Genomic DNA, 18,486 nt, shown 5'->3' with positions numbered 1-18,486 from the left:
ACACCACAGCAGTGATGTACCCAAGCGTCTCAGTGATAGCGCCGCAGCAACCCTGCGAGCTTGCCCTGAACCTCAACTTCGTCGGGACGATAGAATTGTGGATCGTAGGACGCATTGGCGGGATCGAGCCGCACTTGACCCCCTTCGCGGCGCAGATATTTGAGCGTCGCTTCCTCGCCGCGCACCAGCGCCACCACGATTTCGCCATCGCGCGCCGTACTGGTGCGCCGCACCAGAGCAAAGTCGCCATCGAAAATCCCGGCTTCAATCATCGAATCTCCGGACACTTCAAGCGCATAATGCTCGCCTGGACCGAGAAGAGCCGCGGGCACTGGCAAGGTCGAATGTTCCTCAAACGCCTCAATCGGAGCGCCGGCTGCAATGCGGCCATGCAAGGGCAATTCGACCACGTCATTCGCCGCAACGGCTTGCGCAAGGCGCGGCGCTGGCGGAACCATCGGCACGACATTGCCGCCCGGCGCTGCTGCGGCGCGTGGTGCAGGCGTTGCGTCTTCGGGCTGACGGATCACTTCCAGCGCCCGTGCCCGGTTGGGGAGGCGCCGCAGAAAACCGCGCTCTTCCAATGCCGAGATCAGCCGGTGCACGCCCGACTTGCTCTTCAGATCGAGCGCTTCCTTCATTTCTTCAAAACTTGGCGAGATCCCGGTTTCTTCCAGACGCTGCTGGATGAAACGGATTAACTCGTGCTGCTTGGCCGTCAGCATGGATCAAATCTCCCTTGGTCGCATTCACACCAACCCCGATCGGGCCAGCGCCAGTCCCATCAGTGCTCCAAGAGGCACCGGCGCGGCAAAGCGCCAGGTGCGTTGCGTGCACGTCCCGTTCGCCATAGAGTGAACGAACAAGGAACAATTAGGCAACTGACATGATCGTGTCAAGCGCGCCACGCGGCAAACCCAAGGATTTCAGCCATTTTGGAGACTGAATACCTGGATCGGGGCGCCGCGAGGCACGGCGGGGGCGTGGGCCGGGCGGTCAATCAGGCAATCGGCCTCGGCCAGTGCCAAAAGCGCGCTGGAATCCTGCGATCCTGCAAGCCGCGCCGCATCGCCCCTGCGCACCGCCCGCAGAAATTCACGCCGTTGGCCGGTGGCCGGAAGATTCTCCCCTGCGTGCAACGTCTTGGACCGGGGAAGAGGTTCAGGATCACCTTGGCTGGCCCTCACCAGCGGCAGGGCAAACAGGTATGCCGTGACGAAACTGGACACCGGATTGCCCGGCAGCCCCAGCACCACCTGCGCGCCGCGGGTGGCCACCAGCAGCGGTTTTCCCGGTTTGATCGCGACTTTCCAGAAGGCGATCTGCGCGCCCCAATCGGTCAGCGCTGGCTTGATAAGATCATGATCGCCCACCGATACGCCGCCCGAGGTGATCAGGATGTCTGCGCCCTCAGCCGCCATCAGCGCCGTTGCCAACGCTGCCCGATTGTCGGGGACGGGGCCGATCCGCGTCACGTCGCATCCCAGCGGCGCGAGCATGGCTGCAATCATCGCTGCGTTGCTGGCGGGGATCTGGTGAGGCAGGCAATGGCCGGGATCGCGCGCCAGTTCATCGCCGCAATCCATCACTGCGACACGGACGGGGCGGGTGACAGTAACCGCGCCGTGTCCGGCTGCGAGGGCGAGCGCCATGCGCCCTGCTGTCATGCGGGTGCCGCAGGCCAGCAGACGATCCCCACGGTTAAAATCGAACCCGCGGGCGCGGATGTGGCGGCCGGGCGGTGGCAGGTCTGTAGCGGTTACGGCATCGCCGCTGCGGACCGCATCCTCTTGCAACAGCACACGATCTCCGCCTTCGGGCACGATCGCACCAGTGGATATGCGCACGCATTCTGTGGGGCCAAGATTGCCTGCAAAGGGCGCGCCCGCACGGCTTTCGCCCACCACTCTCCACGGCCCGTCGCCGGGTGCAAGCGCATAGCCATCCATTGCCGACAGATCGGCGGCAGGCTGTGTGCGCGCAGCGCGGATGTCCTCAGCGATGATGCGCCCGAGCGCGGCTTCGGTAGGAACGGAGATGAGGGGCAGCAAGGGAGCCAGAGCCAGCAGGCGGGCCTGTGCGTCTTCCAGGTCCAGCAGCTCGCTCAAAGCGGCGCGGCCCAATCGCCTGACTTGCCGCCGGACTTGGCGATCAAGCGGATTTCGGAAATGATCATGCCCTTGTCGATCGCCTTTGCCATGTCATAGATTGTCAGAAGTGCGATGGAAGCCGCTGTCATCGCTTCCATTTCCACTCCTGTACGCCCTGTCAACGAGGCCGTGGCAGTGACGCGGATGGCGCCTTCCTCGAACGCGAAATCGACGCCGACTGCTTCAAGCCCGAGGGGATGACATAGCGGGATCAGATCGCCAGTGCGCTTGGCGGCCATGATCCCTGCGATGCGCGCCGTTCCCAGAACATCGCCCTTGGGTGCGTTACCGGTGCGGATTGCGCCCAGCACTTGCGGCGCCATCGTGATCCGCCCTGATGCCACTGCGCAGCGGGCCGTCGCAGGCTTTCCGCCGACATCGACCATACGCGCCGCGCCGCTTTCATCCAGATGCGTAAGCCTGCTCATTGAGCCATTTGTGCGCCCAGCAGGGTGGCTGTGGCAATCGCAATATCGTCAGCCCGCATCAGGCTTTCGCCCACCAGAAAGGTGCGCACGCCCGCCGCTTCCAGCCGGGCGATGTCAACCGGCGTGTTGATCCCGCTCTCTCCCACCAGCAACGTGCCTTCCGGCGCGAGCGGCGCGAGGCGTTCAGTAACAGCAAGGCTGGTGGTGAAGGTCTTGAGATCGCGGTTGTTCACCCCGATCAGGCGCGATTTCAGATGCGTGGCGGCGCGCTCCATCTCGCTTTCGTCATGCACTTCGATCAGGACGTCCATGCCCAGTTCGCCAGCCGCCGCTTCGATCTCGGCCATGGCGGTATTGTTCAGCGCGGCGACGATGATGAGGATCGCATCTGCGCCGATGGCACGCGCTTCAAGGCACTGCCACGGATCGACCATGAAGTCCTTGCGGAGCACCGGCAAGGTGCAGGCGGCGCGGGCGGCGACGAGGTAATCCTCGTGCCCCTGAAAATAGGGCGCATCGGTGAGTACAGAGAGGCAGGTGGCTCCCCCTGCCTGATAGGCCGCAGCATGATCGGCCGGACGGAAATCGGCGCGGATCAGCCCTTTGGAGGGGCTGGCCTTCTTGATTTCGGCAATCAGGGCGTAGCCTGCGGCGGCGCGGGTGCGCAACGCCGCTTCAAAGCCGCGCGGGCTGGTTTGCGTGCGCGCCGCCAACGTGAGTTGCGCGTCACTGACCGCCTGCTTGCGGGCAGCCACGATATCACGCTTGGCGGCGCAGATTTCTTCGAGTTTGTTCATCGTCTCACTTTGCTAGCGCGGTAATTTATCGGGCGAGGGCAATCCATTGGTTAAGCAGGGCCAGCGCGCGGCCGGAATCGAGCGCTTCGCCTGCCATGGCGGCGCGGGTTTGCCAGTCTTCGCCGCGCCCCGCCACCGTAAGCGCGCCTGCCGCGTTGAACAGCACCGCGTCGCGATAAGGGCTGAGGGCGCCCGTCAACAGCGCTTTCAGAGCAGCCGCATTATGCTTGGCATCATCGCCGCGGATCGCCTCGATGGGTGCGTGGGGCAGGCCGGCTTCGCTCGCATCCAGCCGCGCCATGGTAAAGGCGTTGCCGGTGACTACCGCTACCTCGTTGCCACCTGCCAGGCTCAATTCATCGAGCCCTTCATCACCCGAGACAATCAGCGATGTGCCCGTGCCCAGCCGCGCCATCGCGCCGGCATAGATCGGCACATAGGCGGGTCGTGCAATGCCGATCAACTGGCTGGAGACCTTGGCCGGGTTCGACAGCGGGCCCATCAGGTTAAAGATCGTGCGCTGGCCGATCTTGAGGCGGATGGGCTGGATCCGTGCCATGGCCGGGTGATGGTTCTTGGCAAACAGGAAACAGATGCCGATGTCCGCAAGCGTCTTTTCCGCCGTGCGCCCGGCGGCGTCCATGTCGAGGCCCAGCGCTTCAAGCGTATCGGCTGCGCCAGCCTTCGAGGATGCCGCACGGTTGCCGTGCTTGGCGACCGGCACGCCGCAGGCTGCGACCACGAGGCTGACCGCGGTCGAGACGTTGAGCGTGTGGTGCCCGTCGCCTCCGGTGCCGCAGACATCGATGGCATTGTCCGGGGCGGTGATCGGGATCAGCCGTGCCCGCAAGGCCCGCGCTGCGCCGGCGATTTCGTCTGCCGTTTCGCCGCGGGCGGACAGGGCGACCAGAAAGCTTTCGATCTCCGCCTCGGACGGTGCGCCATCGAGCAGGACGCCGAAGGCCGCTTCGGCTTCGGCTTCGGAAAGCGGCGCGGATACATCGGGAAGAGCGCTCATGAATCAAGCCTCGCGGGCATCACCGGCTCCAGCCCGCACACGCGCGCGAAATTCGCCAGCAATGCGTGACCGTGTTCGGTGGCGATGCTTTCCGGGTGGAACTGCACCGAATGGATCGGCAGGCTGGCATGGCGGAACCCCATCACACTCGGGTGATCGGCACCCGGCGTTTCGGCATGGGCATTGGCAATCAGCTCGGCCGGCACGTTCACCACCTCAAGGCTGTGATAGCGCGTCGCGATAAAGGGCGAGGGCAGGCCGGCGAACACCCCGGTGCCGTCATGCGTCACGGGCGAGGTCTTCCCGTGCATCAAGCCGCCGCGTTGCACCGTTCCGCCGAAATACTGGCCGATCGCCTGATGGCCAAGGCACACGCCCATCAACGGTTTGCCCGCGTCCGCACAGGCCGCCACAAGGTCGAGGCTGATCCCGGCCTCGTTGGGTGTGCAGGGGCCGGGCGAGATCAGGAACCCTGCCGCGTTGGTGCGCAGCGCGTCTGCGGCGGTCAGCGCGTCGTTCCGCTCCACGCGCACCTCGGCCCCCAGTTCCATCAGGTAATGGACGAGGTTGAAGGTGAAGCTGTCATAATTGTCGATGACGAGGATCATTGTGCGGGCGCCTTTTCGCGGTTTGTCACGACGATGATCGGGCCAACGCGGGCTTTGTCCAGGCGTCCGCTGGCGGGATCCCAAAGGCTCGACACCTGGCCATCAAGGTAAAGCGCATTTGCGACATTCACTTCATCGCGGAAATAGCGCGCCAGTTGCCCAAAGCTGACCGGCGCGTCCGAGATCACGAAATGTGCCTTGCCCGCGCTGTCCACGCCCACGCCGTTGCGGATCGCCTTGGAAGGGCCGTCGTCCTGGATGTCCGGGTGCAGCTTGCCGTCAATCAGCAGCAGCGGGCCTGACTGGGTGCCGAATGCCGGGCGGTCACCCACGGTTTCGAAGAAGGTGTTGCTGCCCAGCACCCGCCATTGCCCGCCCGTGCCGAAAAACACGCCGTTGGGCTTCATGTAGAAATTGCCTGTTCCCTCGCCACGGTCGAGTTCCGACAGGCGCTCGCCCTGCTCGACGTAATAGCCGATCGCCTTGAGGTCATCGCCATACATCCCGCCATTGAGGGCAAAGGCGATGGTGGCGGAATCGACGCTGGCAGCAAACGCTGAAAGCGAACCGAAGGGCTGCTTGTCGGCACCGAGGTTTGCCATGGTGATCCGGTGCGTGGCGGGATCGGCGGTGCAATGGGTGAGAGTGACTGTCTCGAACGTCACGGCGCGGCATGCCGAAGGTCCCGCCGCTGCCATCGCACTGGGCGTAGGCGTCGGCGAGGACACGTCGGTGTTCTTCGACCCATCGAGATTGACCGTCACCACCGCCTCGCCCGCAGGCGCCTCGGAACAGGCACTCACACCGAGCATCAGGCCGGCAGCGAAAAACGCAGGGCGCATCACTGGCCGTATCCCGGCTCGCCAGCGACCCGCACGGCTTCGCGCGCGGCAGCGATCAGCGCGCCTGACTTGGCGCGGCATTCCGCGAGTTCATAATCAGGATCGCTGTCGGCCACTATGCCTGCGCCAGCCTGTACATGCATCACACCGTCTTTCACGACCGCCGTGCGCAGCACGATGCACGAATCCAGGCTGCCGTCCGGCGCGAAATAGCCGACGCCGCCAGCATAAGCACCGCGGGTTTCGGGTTCGAGCGCAGCGATGATTTCGCACGCGCGGATCTTCGGCGCGCCCGAGACGGTTCCTGCTGGAAAACCCGCAAACAGCGCATCGAGCGCGTCTTTTTCAGGCGCGAGATCGCCGACGACATTGCTGACGATGTGCATCACATGGCTGTAACGCTCGATCGTGAAGCTATCGGTCACGGCGACGCTACCTGCCGCCGCGACTCGGCCCACGTCATTGCGCCCCAGATCCAGCAGCATCAGATGCTCGGCCCGCTCTTTGGGATCCGCCAACAGGCTGGCTTCGTTGGCTAGGTCATCGTCCCGCGTTCCCCCACGCGGACGGGTGCCGGCGATGGGTCGAATGGTGACTTCGTTTGCGCCCTTGTCATTTGGGCGCACCCGGACAAGGATTTCCGGGCTCGATCCTACCAGCGCAAAGCCGGGCAGATCGAGAAAATAAAGGAAAGGCGAAGGGTTCACCCGCCGCAGCGCGCGGTACAGCGCAAGCGGTGGCAGGGTGAAGGGACAGGTGAACCGCTGCGCCAGCACGACCTGGAAGATGTCGCCCGCAAGGATGTAGTCCTTGGCCTTGAGCGCCATCGCCTTGTAATCCTCGGCCGCGATGACAGGCGTAAGATCGGGCAGGCCGTCCGGCACGGTATCGGCCGGGGCAGCAGGCATTGACCAACCAAGCTGGCTTAGTGTTGCATCGATCCGCTCACCAGCGCGCGCGACGGCAGCATGGGGATCGCTTGCTTCCCAGATCGGAGCAATGGCAAACAACGCGTTGGTGAGGCCGTCGAACACCAGAATGACAGTGGGCCGCACGAACAGCATGTCCGGCAGATCGAGCGGGCTGTCGGCGGCGCGCGGCAAGTTTTCCACCAGGCCGATGGTTTCATAGCCAAGATAGCCCACGAGGCAGGCAAGCGCCGGGGGCAAGCCTTTTGGCATCGGATCGACGCGGCACGTGGCCGCCAAGGCCCGCAATTGCGCCAGCGCATCACCGGTACAGGGGGAAAAGGCCTCTCTGTCGGTGCGCCAGTCACGGTTGATCTCGGCGCTGTTGCCTGTGGCCCGGAACACCAAATCGGGGTCCAGACCCAACAGGCTGTAACGCCCGCGCACTTCGCCACCTTCGACCGATTCGAGCAAAAAATCCCCGCGTCCCGGCACGATCAACCGCCGCGCTGCGCCCACGGGCGTATCGCTATCGGCAATGATCCGGCGCCACACCAGCGCAGCACGGCCTTCCGCCAGCATCGCAGCAGCGTGGGCGGCGTTTTCGGGCAGGTCTGTGGCAGCGCCAGAGGGAGAATCGGTCAGCAAGACATCACGCCTGTCGCTTATTGTTCGCCGGTGAGCTGCTTGCGCACCGCCGCGATCGTGGGCTCATTGCGTGTCACACCCAGCGATGCACGCATCGCAGCGGTCGCCTGATCGCGATATTCCTCGCTGAGCGCTGTTCCTAGCTGCTGACGGGTCTGCGCGACGAGTTCGCCCTGATTATCGAGCGATTGTGTGGTGATGTCGTCCAGCGCGACGACATACCATCCCAGTCCACGTGGACCTTCGAGCGACTTCACGGTGCCTTCGGCCATGCTGAACAGCAGCACCAGCGGCGGCGCAATCCGGTCGCGCTGGTTGGCGAGCAGCTGGCGGCGCTCCAGATCAATCGCCTCGCGCTCAAAACCCCGCTTGTTCTCGGCCGCCATAGCCGCCGCGAGCGGCGTTCCGCCGCGCACCTTGGCTATGATCCGTTCAGCCGCCTGCTTGGCCAGGATCGCGCCTTGTGCACGCTTCCAGCCGGCAATGGCCGCATCGCGAACGTCTCCCAGCGGCGGAGCGGTGGCTTCTTCGACCCGGGCGACTTCGAAAATCACGAACTCTTCGCCGCCGCCGACTTCGGCCAGCTGAGGCTCACTTTCCTCCATCTGGAACGCGGTGGGCAGGATTTCCGCAAGCTGCGGGACGATCTGGACCTGCGGTTGCCCAAAAGCACGCCCATCAGCCAGCAGGGCCGGCGTGGTTTCAACGGTGAGGTCATACGCCTTGGCGACGTCTGCCAGCGCGGTACCACCGTCAATCTCGGCCTCGATCTCCGAGGTCAGATCGGCAATGGCGACAGCGCGCTTTTCGATCGTGAGCTGCGCGGTGATCTCCGGGGTGGCTTGCGCCAATGTACGCGCCGGAACCCGCTCGACCGCGTCAACCCGCGCCACGTACCACCCAAGCGTGCCTTGCGCGGGATCGACGATTCCGCCCTGTGCGGCCTTGAAGGCGTTCTGGGCAAAGGCAAAACTGGTCGCACCCGCCATTGCTTCGCGATCACGCGCTTCGGCCTTCGACGCAGTGAAGTTTGCCTCCCGCGCAACGGCTTCAAGCGAGGCTCCGCCGCGGATACGCGCGGAGAGCGCCTTGGCTGCATCCTGAGTAGGAACAACAAAGCTGGTGACAACGCGGCGTTCTATCGCCTGGTACTTAACAGCATCGCGCTTGAAACGCTCGGCGATTTCAGCCGGGGTGGGGGTCGCATTGACCTCAAGCGCTTCAGGACCGAACACGGCGAAGCGCAAAGTGCGTCGCTCGGGACGAACAAACTGCGCGCGATTTTCGCTGTACCAGGTCGTCAATTGCGCGTCGGAGGGATTGCTCGCGGGCGCAAAAGATTGGCTGGGGATCAAAGCGATTTCGCCTTTGCGCTTCTCCAGCACTAGCGCGGCATATTGACGCGCGATTTTTTCGGGCAACTGCGGCGCGGCGACGGCTGAACGCAGCAATTGCTGTTCGATCAGCCCGGCCTCAAGATCCCGGCGGAATGTCGCGTCGGTCAAGCCGCGCTGACGCAGCGCACCCAGATAGGCTTGCTGGTCGAATTGACCGGTAAGACCTTGGAAAGCAGGGATCTTGAGAATTTCGCTGTTCACGAGGTTTTCGCCAGCGCGCAAGCCATAATCCTTGCCATATTCGCCCACGGCAAACCGGTCGATCAGCTGCTTGAGCACGGCGTCAAAGCCGCCTTCGGCCACGAATTCGGGCATGGTGATCGTCGGGTTCTGCTGGCGTACCTGATCAAGCGCGGTCGTGGCCGACACGGTCAGATCGGATGCCGGGATCGCTTCGTCACCGACAACCGCGATCCGATCGGAATTACCGACCCCGCCAAAGCTTGTGCCGGTGAGGTCAGCAGCCACAAAAGCCAGCGCCATCAACGCCAGAAACGCAAGAAAGATCGGGAGCCCGATCTTCGACTGAAAAAAACGGCGGAAAAACGAAATCATGACCTGATTGACCCATCCGAGGCTGGCTGATGGCAAGACGCAAGCGTGGCGTACCTACAATACGACAACGCGCAATGCGTTGGCGCTTTAGAGGCCCTGCGACCGCGCGGCAACAGGTTCGCGTGCGTTTTGACTAGCTGCGCTTCCTCAGCTAGCGGACGTGGCATCGGGGCACTACATAAACCTCGGAATCATCGCTTCCCCCGGGTTATCCATCTCCCTTATGAAAAGTGCAGGACACGACATGGCCCGCCGACCCTACATCGTCGGAAACTGGAAGATGCACGGCACCCGCGCCATGCTGTCAGAAGCGCGTGCGATTGACCGCGCCGCACAACGTCACATGAAGGTCGAGGTGGCCTTGGCGCCGCCTTATACGCTGATCCATCCCATCCACCGTGAAGCCGAACAGATTGGCGTTGGTGCACAGGATTGCCACCATGCCGAAGGCGGCGCGCATACCGGCGATATTTCTGCCGCAATGATTGCGGATGCGGGCGCGAAATTTGTAATCCTGGGCCACTCCGAACGCCGGATTGACCATGATGAGAACGACGCGTGCGTACGGGCGAAGGCGGAAAGCGCGCTGGCAGCGGGCTTGCGTATCATCATGTGCTGCGGTGAAAGCGCAAGCACCCGCGAAACCGGGAAGGCCGTTGCCTTTGTTAAGAAACAGCTCAAGGCCTCGCTCCCGCTGGCTGAACAGATGTCGGTTGAAGTCGCTGATAAGCTGACCGTAGCCTACGAGCCGATCTGGGCGATTGGCACCGGAACGGCTGCCACCACCGATGACATCGCCGAAATGCACGGGGCCATCCGTGCACTTTTGGTGGAATTGTTCGGCGAAGAGCAGGGGCGCGAAGTGCGCATCATTTATGGTGGCTCGGTCAAGCCCGAGAATGCTGCGGCCATTTTCGCGGTGCCCGACGTAGGCGGCGCGCTGGTGGGCGGAGCAAGCCTCACTGCAGATAGCTTTATGGGCATCGCACTAGCCGCAAGCGAGCCCTTCGACAGCTAGGCTCACCGAAGGTGCGGGCTTGCCGCGAGGCTGCTTGCGCCTTACATGGCGCGAAACCTATGCAACCGGGCGTTTGCGCGCCCCCGGCCACGAGAATCATTCATGTCCCTGTTCCTCTTCCTCACCGTGATACAGGCCCTCGTGGCTGCAGCGCTCGTCGGCGTCGTGCTGATGCAGCGTTCCGAAGGCGGTGGACTTGGCATCGGATCGAGCCCGGGCGGCGCTTTGGGTGCACGCGGGGCCGCAGATTTCCTGACGCGGTCGACTAAGTGGCTGGCCGTGGCTTTCGTGGCGCTCTCGATCGTGTTGGCTGCGCTTGCGGTGCGTGAAAGCCGCGTTGCCGGGGTGACGACGACACTGGATCGCGATGCGCCCAGCGCGGTTGCTCCGGCACGGCCGGATCTGCTGGCCGATCCGGTTCCAGTTCCTGCTCCGGCGACGGCGCCGGCACAAACTGATGCGGCACCGGCTGCTCCCGCTGAAGAAGGCGCGCAGTAATATTTCGCGTGGAGTGGCTTTGACAGCCCTTCACGTTTCGCAGAACACCGGCATTGTGGATGGGGCGGCAAAGCGTCCGCAATTCGCTTGCCCCGAATCCCTCCTGTTGCTTAAGGCCCGGATCCCATGGCGCGGTACATTTTTATCACCGGCGGCGTGGTCTCCTCGCTCGGCAAAGGTCTTATGGCAGCCTCGCTGGCAGCCCTTTTGCAGGCGCGTGGATACACGGTCCGAATTCGCAAGTTCGACCCCTATCTGAATGTCGATCCGGGCACGATGAGCCCGTATCAGCACGGCGAAGTCTATGTGACGGATGACGGGGCCGAAACCGACCTTGATCTGGGACATTACGAACGCTTCACCGGCGTATCGGCGCGGCAGAGTGACAACATCACCAGCGGCCGCGTTTACCGCGACATCATTGCGCGCGAACGGCGCGGCGATTATCTGGGCGCGACAGTGCAGGTGATCCCGCACGTCACGGACGAGATCAAGGCGTTTGCGCTGGCCGATCAGGACGATCATGATTTCATCCTGTGCGAAATTGGCGGCACGGTGGGCGACATCGAATCGCTGCCCTTCATGGAAGCGATTCGCCAGCTGCGGAACGAGCTCGAACCGCTCCAGACGCTCTCGGTGCACGTTACACTGGTGCCCTACATCAAGGCTGCCGGCGAGCTGAAGACCAAGCCGACCCAGCATTCGGTGCGCGAGCTTGCCAGCCTTGGCATCAAGCCCGACATTCTGCTGTGCCGCGCCGAGCATCCGATTCCTGACAGCGACCGGCGCAAGATCGCGCAGTTCTGCAACGTCCGGCCCGAAGCGGTGATCCCGGCGCTGGATGCACCCTCGATTTATTCGGTGCCGCAGCAGTATCACGCCGAGGGTTTGGATCGCGAAGTGCTGCGCGCCTTCGGGATCACCGATGCGCGAGAGCCTGACCTTGCCGCGTGGAATGATGTTACCGACCGCCACTTCAACCCTGAAGGTGAAGTGACCATTGCGGTGGTCGGTAAATATGTGGGGCTGCCTGACGCCTACAAAAGCCTCAATGAAGCATTGGTTCATGGCGGCCTCGCCAACCGGGTGAAGGTCAACATCAAGTGGATCGACGCCGAGATTTTTGAAGGCGAAGACGATTCGCAGATCATTGCTGCGCTGGAACCGATGCACGGCATCCTCGTCCCCGGCGGTTTTGGGACACGCGGGTCGGAAGGAAAAATCGCCAGCGTGCGATTTGCCCGCGAGCGCGGCGTGCCTTTCTTCGGGATCTGTCTGGGAATGCAGATGGCCTGCATCGAAGGCGCCCGCGCTGCCGGTTTTGCCAACGCATCATCGACCGAATTCGGTCCGACCGAAACCCCCGTTGTCGGCATCATTACCGAATGGATGAGCAAGGAAGGCTTGCAGGAACGCGCCGAGGACGGCGATCTGGGTGGCACTATGCGGCTTGGCGCCTATCCGGCCATGCTCAGCGCCAACAGCCATACCTCGCAAATCTATGGCGGCGCCGAGCAGATTTCCGAACGGCACCGCCACCGCTACGAAGTCAACAGCGCCTTTATCGAGCCGCTGGAAAAGCAGGGCCTGATCTTTGCCGGCATGTCGCCCGATGGTTTGCTGCCTGAAATTGTTGAGCGGCCCGATCACCCGTGGTTCGTCGGTGTGCAGTTTCATCCTGAATTGAAATCGCGGCCCTTTGATCCGCATCCGCTGTTCGCCGGCTTCATCGCGGCAGCACTGGAGCAATCGCGACTCGTCTGAGGCTAGAGCGGATCTTCATTTGGTGTAGACCTGCCACGCCGCGCCACGTGTGCGCCAAATTGAACCACATTTCCTTTTGGGCGCGCAGTTTTATTCTGAAGATACGCGGCATTGGGTTCGGATCGCATCAAACGCCGCAAAATGATGTTGCGCGTTGTTACCCTTACGCATTAGACGAAGGGTGTATTTCATGAATTTCTAGTGACCACCGCGCTAATTCCAATCCATCGCTGCTCCCTGAACAGTGGTGTTACCCGCGCGTTTCCTTGGTCATGAAACAAGCTTGTCTGGTCTTGTCCGTCTTCTGCGACCCGGACGGATAGGTTCAGACGAGGCGGCGAAAGCCGCGGGGGCGGATCGCAAGACCCGCCCCCTTTTATTTCAGTAACAATCCAATGTGCGCACGCGTCAGGCGGCGCTGGCGGCATCTTCACCGTCGGTGGCGGGCACCGCGGTCAGGGTGGCCGTGCCGCCGATAGCGATCTTGCGCGGTTTCATCGCGTCGGGCACTTCGCGCACCAGATCGATGATCAGCAGACCGTCGGCAAGATCGGCGCGTTCAACCCGGACGAAATCGGCAAGCTCAAACCGCCGTTCAAAACCGCGGTTGGCGATGCCGACATGGATCAATTCAGACCCGTCCTCGCCCTCGTCGCGCTTGCGACCCTGAACCACCAGCAGGTTTTGCTGGGCAGTGATGTCAATATCGGGCGAACGGAAACCGGCCACCGCAAGGGTGATGCGGTAATTGTCTTCGCCCCGGCGCGAGATGTTGAAGGGGGGGTAATTGTCACCTGCATTGAGCCGCGCCTGGTTTTCGAGAAGGTCGAACAGGCGATCAAACCCGACGGTGGAGCGGCGATAGGGGGTGAAATCAAAACGTGACATTGTGCAAATCCTCTTGTCTGAGCAATCTGGTTTGGTTGCGGGCCTGCATATTGCAGCACCCGCCTTGTCGCCGTTGCCGTTTCCCAAGACTGGCGAAACGTGGCGACAAAGCCTATCTGGTTTGCGCGTTCACGCTTTCAAGACCATCTTGTACGAGGGATTTATGGCTAGCCCGAAGATCGACATCTACACCAAGTTCGCCTGCCCCTACTGCGTGCGCGCCAAGCGCCTTCTTTCTCAAAAGGGCGCTGAATTCACCGAGCATGACATCACCATGGGCGGCCCTGCACGTGACGAAATGCGCGCCCGCGCGCCTGATGCGATGACGGTGCCGCAGATCTTTATCGGCGATACCCACGTGGGCGGGTCGGACGATCTGGCCGCGCTGGAACAAGCGGGCAAGCTTGACGCGTTGCTGGCGGGCTGATGCCGACAATTGCGATTTTGCAGATGTGTTCGGGGATTGACCCGGGCCGCAACTTCGACGTGATCCGCAACGCCGCCTTTGCCGCGCGCGATGGCGGGGCGGACATGCTGTTCACACCGGAAATGTCGTTGCTGCTCGATCGCAATCGGGGGCGTGCCGCTCAGCACATCGTGCGGCAGGACGAATCGCCTTTCGTGACGAAGCTTGCAGATGTGGCGCAAGAGAGCGGCGTGATGATCGCGCTCGGATCAATGGCGGTGGCGGTGCCGGGTGGTTTGAATGCCAATCGCTCCATGCTGTTTGTTCCTGGCGGGGAAAATCCCGTCACCTACGACAAAATGCACATGTTTGATGTTGATCTGGCAAGCGGCGAGGCATGGCGTGAAAGCGCGGCCTATCGTCCGGGCGAGGACGTGGTGAGCCTTGACAACACGCCTGTCGGGCGGCTTGGCCTGACGATCTGTTACGACCTGCGCTTTCCGGCTTTGTTCGGGGAGCTTGGCAACCGGCGTTGCGACGTGATTGCGGTTCCGGCTGCCTTCACCCGGCCCACGGGCGCCGCACACTGGCATGTCTTGCTGCGCGCCCGTGCAATCGAGGCGAGCGCGTTCGTCATTGCGGCGGCCCAGGTTGGGCAACACGAAGACGGGCGCAAGACCTATGGCCACAGCCTCGTGGTCGATCCATGGGGCGAAATCCTGCTCGACATGGGTGGAGCGGCAGCGGAGCTTGGTTTTTGCGACATCAATCTTGAACGCGTGGCCGCCGTCCGGGCGCAGGTGCCCGCGCTTGCCAACCGCCGCCCGATTGCGACATTGTGATTTGCCATGATCGTGTTTGACCTCTCCTGCGCACAAGGCCACCGTTTCGAAGGATGGTTCGGTTCTTCGGCTGACTACGAGGATCAGCGCAGCCGTAACTTGCTTGCCTGCCCTTTGTGCGGCATTGGCGAGGTTGCGAAAGCGCCAATGGCCCCTGCCGTGCCGGCAAAAGGCAACACGCGGCAGGAGGTGCTCCCGCCCGAACCCGCCAGACCTGTCGCCAATACGCCGATGCCGGCCGAAGTGCATGAGGCGCTGACCACGCTCGCTAAGGCACAGGCGGCTGCGCTTAAAAGTTCGACCTGGGTGGGTGACAAGTTCGCCGAAGAAACCCGCAAGATGCATTATGGTGAGCGTGACGAAGCGCCTATCCACGGGCAGACAAGCCTTGCCGAAGCCAAGGCGCTGATTGAAGAAGGCGTGCCGGTCGCGCCACTGCCATTCCCGGTCGCGCCGCCCGACAAACTCAATTGAAACGGCGGCCTGCGCTGCTAAGACATGCAGCGGGACCCCGTAGCTCAGCCGGATAGAGCACCAGATTCCTAATCTGGGGGCCGCGCGTTCGAATCGCGCCGGGGTCACCACCGTTTTCGATCTGCCATGTAAAAGGCAAAAGACGCTCGGCCTGACCGCAGTGACGATTGCCCTTCATTCGGTATTTGGCCGTAGCGCCTTTCGCGGATTTGTTTACCGGATTATCCTTAATAAACCGTAAAACAATGCCCGTACGCTGTCATATAGGCTGGGCGGCGGCCATCTGCTGCCAGCGCCGCTCGGCGTAAAACGATAACGCCAGCACGCCCAGCGACATGATCAGCATCAAAGTGCAGGTACCGCCCCATCCGGCAAAATCATAAACCGATGTGCCCAGCGCGCTGCCAATCGCGCCGCCAACAAACATCACCACGATGTAGGATGTGGTAAGCCGTGTGCGGATTTCAGGGGCGAGGGTGAACATCGTCATCCGGCCCGTCACGTCGATGCTCGGCCCGACCATGTTGACCACGAGCAACGGCACGAGCAATGCCCAGATGCTGAAGCCTAGCGGATAGAACAGCGCGATGCCGATGATCTGCACCGCCGCCGCTTTAAGACGAGCGTTGCGCGGGCCGATTGTGTCCGCCCAGCGCCCCAGACGCGGGGTGGTGAAGACGCTGATCGCGGCCACGCCCGCAAGGTAACCGACATCGTCAGTGCCGTATCCCATTTCAGGGCTGGTCAAGTAGAGCGCGAGCCCCAGCCAGCTGGCGGTGAAAATTGCGAAGTTCAGACCCTGAATTACAGCAGAAATCCGCATATCCGGATGCTTTGCAGCGAGTGTAAAGACCGACGCAATCAGCGCGCCATAGCGCGCTTCCGGCCGCTTGGGCGCCACCGGCTCGGTGCGCATGGCGATCGGCAAGAAGGCCGTCACCGCTGCCATCAGGCCGAGCGCGCCGACATAGACCGCGTGCCAATCGGCGTGTTCGGCAATGATCCCTGCGCCCACCCGTGCGACCAAGATGCCGAAGATCACCGCGGCCGTTAGCTGCGCCGTGACCAGGCCCAGCCGCTCGGGCGCGACGCGTTTGGACGCGAAGGCGGGGATCAGGTAGGGCGCAATGGTGACAAATCCCAACACGGTCGAGGCGGCCGTGAACAGCACCAGATCCTGCGCCAGCACCATCCCGGCAAGGCACACCGTCTGCGCGGTGACGAAGATCATGCACAGGCGGCGGTTCGAATAGAAATCGCCCAGCGGCAGCAGCAGCAAGATGCCCAGCGCCAGCGCCAGCTGATTGAGCGCCGGCACCAGCCCGATTTCCGCCTCGCCTACATCGAAAGCGCGCGCGACCTCTCCGATGATCGGATGAATGTAATAGGCATTGGCCGTCACCACCGCGATGGTGAGCGCGAGTGCCCGCTCCTGTGCTCGGGTCAACAAGGGCGGGCTGTGAGGGATGGGCGCAGCGGGGCTCATACGGAAAGCGCGTAGCAGATTGAAACCGGATTGCCATGGCCCGCGTCTTGCCCAAAAGCACGGGTATTGATGTGGTGGACTTGGTCGCGGCAAACCGGCAAGCCGCCGCCTGTCAGCAGAAAAGAGAGCTAGTGGATGTCCCGTCACGAACCCGAAGAACTCGCCGAAATCCGCCGTGCGGTGCGCGGGTTGTGCGCGGATTTTCCGGGCGAATACTGGCGCGCCAAAGACGCGGAGCGGGCTTATCCGGCGGAATTCGTAGATGCCTTGACCAAAGCGGGCTTCCTCGCCGCGCTTATCCCGGCCGAGCACGGAGGCAGCGGCCTCAGCCTTGAGGCGGCCTGTGTGATCATGGAAGAAATCCAGGCATCGGGCTGCAACGGCAGTTCAGCCCATGCGCAAATGTACATCATGAATACGCTGCTGCGGTACGGCAGCGAGGGGCAGAAGGCGCATTACCTCCCCCGCATCGCCAGCGGTGAATTGCGCTTGCAGGCCTTTGGCGTCAGCGAGCCCACCAGCGGCACCGACACGCTCAGCCTCAAGACCCGCGCTGTCAGGGATGGGGACGAATATGTCGTAACCGGCCAGAAGATCTGGACCAGCCGGGCCGAACATTCCGATCTCATGCTGCTGCTGGCGCGCACCACGCCGCGTGAGGAAGCGGCGAGCAAGACCGAAGGCCTTTCGATTTTTCTCGTCGACATGCAGGCCGCGTTGCGCAGCGGCATGACGGTCAAGCCGATCCGCACGATGATGAATCATTCGTCCTGCGAGGTCTTCTTCGACGATCTGCGCATTCCGGCATCGGCGCTGGTGGGCGAGGAAGGGAAGGGCTTTCGCTACATTCTTTCAGGCATGAACGCCGAACGCATCCTGATTGCAGCGGAATGCATCGGGGACGCCAAGTGGTTCATCGAGAAGGCCACGGCCTATGCCAAGGATCGCAATGTGTTTGCGCGGCCCATCGGCCAGAACCAGGGGGTCCAGTTTCCGATCGCCCGCTGCTATGCCCAGATGCGCGCGGCCGAATTGATGGTCCTGCACGCGGCGCGGGTTTACGATGAGGGCGGCAATCCGGGCGAAGAGGCCAACATGGCGAAACTGCTCGCCTCGGAGGCCAGTTGGGCAGCCGCAGACATGTGCGTCCAGACCTTTGGTGGCTTCGGATTTGCAGAGGAATATGATGTCGAGCGCAAGTTCCGCGAAGCGCGACTCTATACCGTCGCGCCGATCTCGACCAATCTCATTCTCTCCTACCTCGCCGAACACGTGCTGGGGTTGCCCCGCAGCTACTAAAAATGGCAATCGGCAGGGATAAATACCCAACGCGCCGCATTGTCCTTGCAGCAACGCAGCAAGTATGATTCTAAAGCGATTATCGGACGAGGGACCATTCGCGATAATGCGCAAGCCGGTATCAGAAAACAGGTTTAAGCGGTTTGGCGCCTTGGGCGCTCTGCTGTTGATGACGGGCGTGGCGGTGGCCGGTCCGACGGGCCTGCTTGCCTGGAGCGAAAACGCCGCTGCGCTTGAAATTCGCGAGGATGAAATCGCCAAACTCACGGCCAAACGCGATGCCTTGCGCAACCGTGTGATGCTGCTCGATCCCGAGGCCGCCGATCCCGATCTCGCCAGCGAGCTTGTGCGCAAACAGCTGGGCGTCATGCGTGAAGACGAAGTCGTCATCACGCTTGATGATGAATAGCACGCAGAAGGCCTGCCATTAGGCTGATTTCGTATGCGTGATGGGTCTTCC

General features: G+C 62.5%; 19 protein-coding genes and 1 tRNA gene. 9 read left to right on the top strand and 11 right to left on the bottom strand.

Annotation, left to right across the window (positions count from 1 at the left end):
- Positions 1-29 precede the first annotated feature (29 nt).
- The 9 genes from lexA to ACRANW_RS10605 all read right to left on the bottom strand — a co-directional run bounded on the left by lexA (position 30) and on the right by ACRANW_RS10605 (position 9,351).
- Entirely contained in the window at positions 30-725 is a 696-nt protein-coding gene (gene lexA / locus ACRANW_RS10645) for a transcriptional repressor LexA (RefSeq protein ID WP_479431764.1), read from the bottom strand.
- 201 nt (positions 726-926) lie between these two features.
- Complete coding sequence (locus ACRANW_RS10640; RefSeq protein ID WP_479431763.1) at positions 927-2,108, bottom strand: molybdopterin molybdotransferase MoeA; 1,182 nt, start codon at positions 2,106-2,108, stop codon at positions 927-929.
- The gene (gene moaC, locus ACRANW_RS10635) at positions 2,105-2,578 is read right to left on the bottom strand and encodes a cyclic pyranopterin monophosphate synthase MoaC (protein ID WP_479431762.1); all 474 of its coding nucleotides are present in this window, start codon (positions 2,576-2,578) and stop codon (positions 2,105-2,107) included. The genes ACRANW_RS10640 and moaC overlap by 4 nt, the downstream gene beginning before the upstream one ends.
- Positions 2,575-3,375 carry an indole-3-glycerol phosphate synthase TrpC gene (gene trpC, locus ACRANW_RS10630; RefSeq protein WP_479431761.1) on the bottom strand — a complete coding sequence of 267 codons (801 nt, stop codon included), beginning with the start codon at positions 3,373-3,375 and terminating at the stop codon, positions 2,575-2,577. Before trpC ends, moaC begins: the two co-directional genes overlap by 4 nt.
- 25 nt (positions 3,376-3,400) lie before the next feature.
- Positions 3,401-4,393, bottom strand: coding sequence for an anthranilate phosphoribosyltransferase (gene trpD / locus ACRANW_RS10625; RefSeq protein WP_479431760.1), 993 nt, complete (start codon positions 4,391-4,393; stop codon positions 3,401-3,403).
- On the bottom strand, positions 4,390-5,001 hold the full coding sequence (locus tag ACRANW_RS10620; protein ID WP_479431759.1) for an anthranilate synthase component II: 612 nt from the start codon (positions 4,999-5,001) through the stop codon (positions 4,390-4,392). Before ACRANW_RS10620 ends, trpD begins: the two co-directional genes overlap by 4 nt.
- Positions 4,998-5,843, bottom strand: a complete 846-nt coding sequence (locus tag ACRANW_RS10615) for a phosphodiester glycosidase family protein (RefSeq protein ID WP_479433921.1) — start codon at positions 5,841-5,843, stop codon at positions 4,998-5,000. Before ACRANW_RS10615 ends, ACRANW_RS10620 begins: the two co-directional genes overlap by 4 nt.
- On the bottom strand, positions 5,843-7,333 hold the full coding sequence (locus ACRANW_RS10610; protein WP_479433920.1) for an anthranilate synthase component I family protein: 1,491 nt from the start codon (positions 7,331-7,333) through the stop codon (positions 5,843-5,845). Before ACRANW_RS10610 ends, ACRANW_RS10615 begins: the two co-directional genes overlap by 1 nt.
- A gap of 83 nt (positions 7,334-7,416) precedes the next feature.
- Positions 7,417-9,351: a peptidylprolyl isomerase gene (locus ACRANW_RS10605; protein WP_479431758.1), complete on the bottom strand. Its 1,935-nt coding sequence runs from the start codon at positions 9,349-9,351 to the stop codon at positions 7,417-7,419.
- A gap of 244 nt (positions 9,352-9,595) precedes the next feature.
- On the opposite strand from ACRANW_RS10605, the gene tpiA reads away from it, so the two are divergent.
- From tpiA to ACRANW_RS10590, 3 genes are all read left to right on the top strand, one after another.
- Positions 9,596-10,369 (top strand): triose-phosphate isomerase, encoded by a 774-nt coding sequence (tpiA, locus tag ACRANW_RS10600; protein WP_479431757.1) that lies wholly within the window; start codon positions 9,596-9,598, stop codon positions 10,367-10,369.
- 102 nt (positions 10,370-10,471) lie between these two features.
- Positions 10,472-10,867 (top strand): preprotein translocase subunit SecG, encoded by a 396-nt coding sequence (secG, locus tag ACRANW_RS10595; protein WP_479431756.1) that lies wholly within the window; start codon positions 10,472-10,474, stop codon positions 10,865-10,867.
- 126 nt (positions 10,868-10,993) lie between these two features.
- Positions 10,994-12,631, top strand: a complete 1,638-nt coding sequence (locus tag ACRANW_RS10590; RefSeq protein WP_479431755.1) for a CTP synthase — start codon at positions 10,994-10,996, stop codon at positions 12,629-12,631.
- 408 nt (positions 12,632-13,039) lie between these two features.
- Here ACRANW_RS10590 and ACRANW_RS10585 read toward each other — a convergent pair whose 3' ends face one another.
- Positions 13,040-13,519, bottom strand: a complete 480-nt coding sequence (locus ACRANW_RS10585; protein ID WP_479431754.1) for an Hsp20 family protein — start codon at positions 13,517-13,519, stop codon at positions 13,040-13,042.
- Positions 13,520-13,682: 163 nt separating this feature from the next.
- Here ACRANW_RS10585 and grxC point away from each other — a divergent pair, with 163 nt between their 5' ends.
- The 4 genes from grxC (at position 13,683) to ACRANW_RS10565 (ending at position 15,351) form a co-directional block, all read left to right on the top strand.
- Positions 13,683-13,946 (top strand): glutaredoxin 3, encoded by a 264-nt coding sequence (gene grxC, locus ACRANW_RS10580; RefSeq protein WP_479431753.1) that lies wholly within the window; start codon positions 13,683-13,685, stop codon positions 13,944-13,946.
- Complete coding sequence (locus tag ACRANW_RS10575; protein WP_479431752.1) at positions 13,946-14,767, top strand: carbon-nitrogen hydrolase family protein; 822 nt, start codon at positions 13,946-13,948, stop codon at positions 14,765-14,767. Before grxC ends, ACRANW_RS10575 begins: the two co-directional genes overlap by 1 nt.
- Positions 14,768-14,773: 6 nt before the next feature.
- Positions 14,774-15,241, top strand: coding sequence for a DUF1178 family protein (locus ACRANW_RS10570; RefSeq protein ID WP_479431751.1), 468 nt, complete (start codon positions 14,774-14,776; stop codon positions 15,239-15,241).
- A gap of 33 nt (positions 15,242-15,274) precedes the next feature.
- Positions 15,275-15,351, top strand: a tRNA-Arg gene (locus tag ACRANW_RS10565).
- 149 nt (positions 15,352-15,500) lie between these two features.
- Here the strand turns inward: ACRANW_RS10565 and ACRANW_RS10560 are convergent.
- Positions 15,501-16,691, bottom strand: coding sequence for an MFS transporter (locus ACRANW_RS10560; protein WP_479431750.1), 1,191 nt, complete (start codon positions 16,689-16,691; stop codon positions 15,501-15,503).
- 171 nt (positions 16,692-16,862) lie between these two features.
- Here ACRANW_RS10560 and ACRANW_RS10555 point away from each other — a divergent pair, with 171 nt between their 5' ends.
- Positions 16,863-18,026 (top strand): acyl-CoA dehydrogenase family protein, encoded by a 1,164-nt coding sequence (locus ACRANW_RS10555; RefSeq protein ID WP_479431749.1) that lies wholly within the window; start codon positions 16,863-16,865, stop codon positions 18,024-18,026.
- Between the two features lie 106 nt (positions 18,027-18,132).
- Positions 18,133-18,435, top strand: coding sequence for an FtsB family cell division protein (locus ACRANW_RS10550; protein WP_479431748.1), 303 nt, complete (start codon positions 18,133-18,135; stop codon positions 18,433-18,435).
- Positions 18,436-18,486: the final 51 nt, after the last annotated feature.

Source organism: Erythrobacter sp. 'gip.4 top 5', from assembly GCF_056495765.1.
The sequence above is the reverse complement of the archived record's forward strand: the minus strand, read 5'-3'. Positions and strand labels throughout refer to the sequence as shown.

Bases quoted from the DNA above. Each gene is read 5' to 3' on its own strand.
- ACRANW_RS10575 (WP_479431752.1), top strand. From the start codon at position 13,946: ATGCCGACAATTGCGATTTTGCAGATGTGTTCGGGGATTGACCCGGGC.
- ACRANW_RS10615 (WP_479433921.1), bottom strand. From the start codon at position 5,843: ATGCGCCCTGCGTTTTTCGCTGCCGGCCTGATGCTCGGTGTGAGTGCC.
- tpiA (WP_479431757.1), top strand. From the start codon at position 9,596: ATGGCCCGCCGACCCTACATCGTCGGAAACTGGAAGATGCACGGCACC.
- ACRANW_RS10605 (WP_479431758.1), bottom strand. From the start codon at position 9,351: ATGATTTCGTTTTTCCGCCGTTTTTTTCAGTCGAAGATCGGGCTCCCG.
- moaC (WP_479431762.1), bottom strand. From the start codon at position 2,578: ATGAGCAGGCTTACGCATCTGGATGAAAGCGGCGCGGCGCGTATGGTC.
- grxC (WP_479431753.1), top strand. From the start codon at position 13,683: ATGGCTAGCCCGAAGATCGACATCTACACCAAGTTCGCCTGCCCCTAC.
- ACRANW_RS10570 (WP_479431751.1), top strand. From the start codon at position 14,774: ATGATCGTGTTTGACCTCTCCTGCGCACAAGGCCACCGTTTCGAAGGA.
- lexA (WP_479431764.1), bottom strand. From the start codon at position 725: ATGCTGACGGCCAAGCAGCACGAGTTAATCCGTTTCATCCAGCAGCGT.
- secG (WP_479431756.1), top strand. From the start codon at position 10,472: ATGTCCCTGTTCCTCTTCCTCACCGTGATACAGGCCCTCGTGGCTGCA.
- trpC (WP_479431761.1), bottom strand. From the start codon at position 3,375: ATGAACAAACTCGAAGAAATCTGCGCCGCCAAGCGTGATATCGTGGCT.
- ACRANW_RS10610 (WP_479433920.1), bottom strand. From the start codon at position 7,333: ATGCTGGCGGAAGGCCGTGCTGCGCTGGTGTGGCGCCGGATCATTGCC.
- ACRANW_RS10555 (WP_479431749.1), top strand. From the start codon at position 16,863: ATGTCCCGTCACGAACCCGAAGAACTCGCCGAAATCCGCCGTGCGGTG.
- trpD (WP_479431760.1), bottom strand. From the start codon at position 4,393: ATGAGCGCTCTTCCCGATGTATCCGCGCCGCTTTCCGAAGCCGAAGCC.
- ACRANW_RS10550 (WP_479431748.1), top strand. From the start codon at position 18,133: ATGCGCAAGCCGGTATCAGAAAACAGGTTTAAGCGGTTTGGCGCCTTG.
- ACRANW_RS10620 (WP_479431759.1), bottom strand. From the start codon at position 5,001: ATGATCCTCGTCATCGACAATTATGACAGCTTCACCTTCAACCTCGTC.
- ACRANW_RS10585 (WP_479431754.1), bottom strand. From the start codon at position 13,519: ATGTCACGTTTTGATTTCACCCCCTATCGCCGCTCCACCGTCGGGTTT.
- ACRANW_RS10590 (WP_479431755.1), top strand. From the start codon at position 10,994: ATGGCGCGGTACATTTTTATCACCGGCGGCGTGGTCTCCTCGCTCGGC.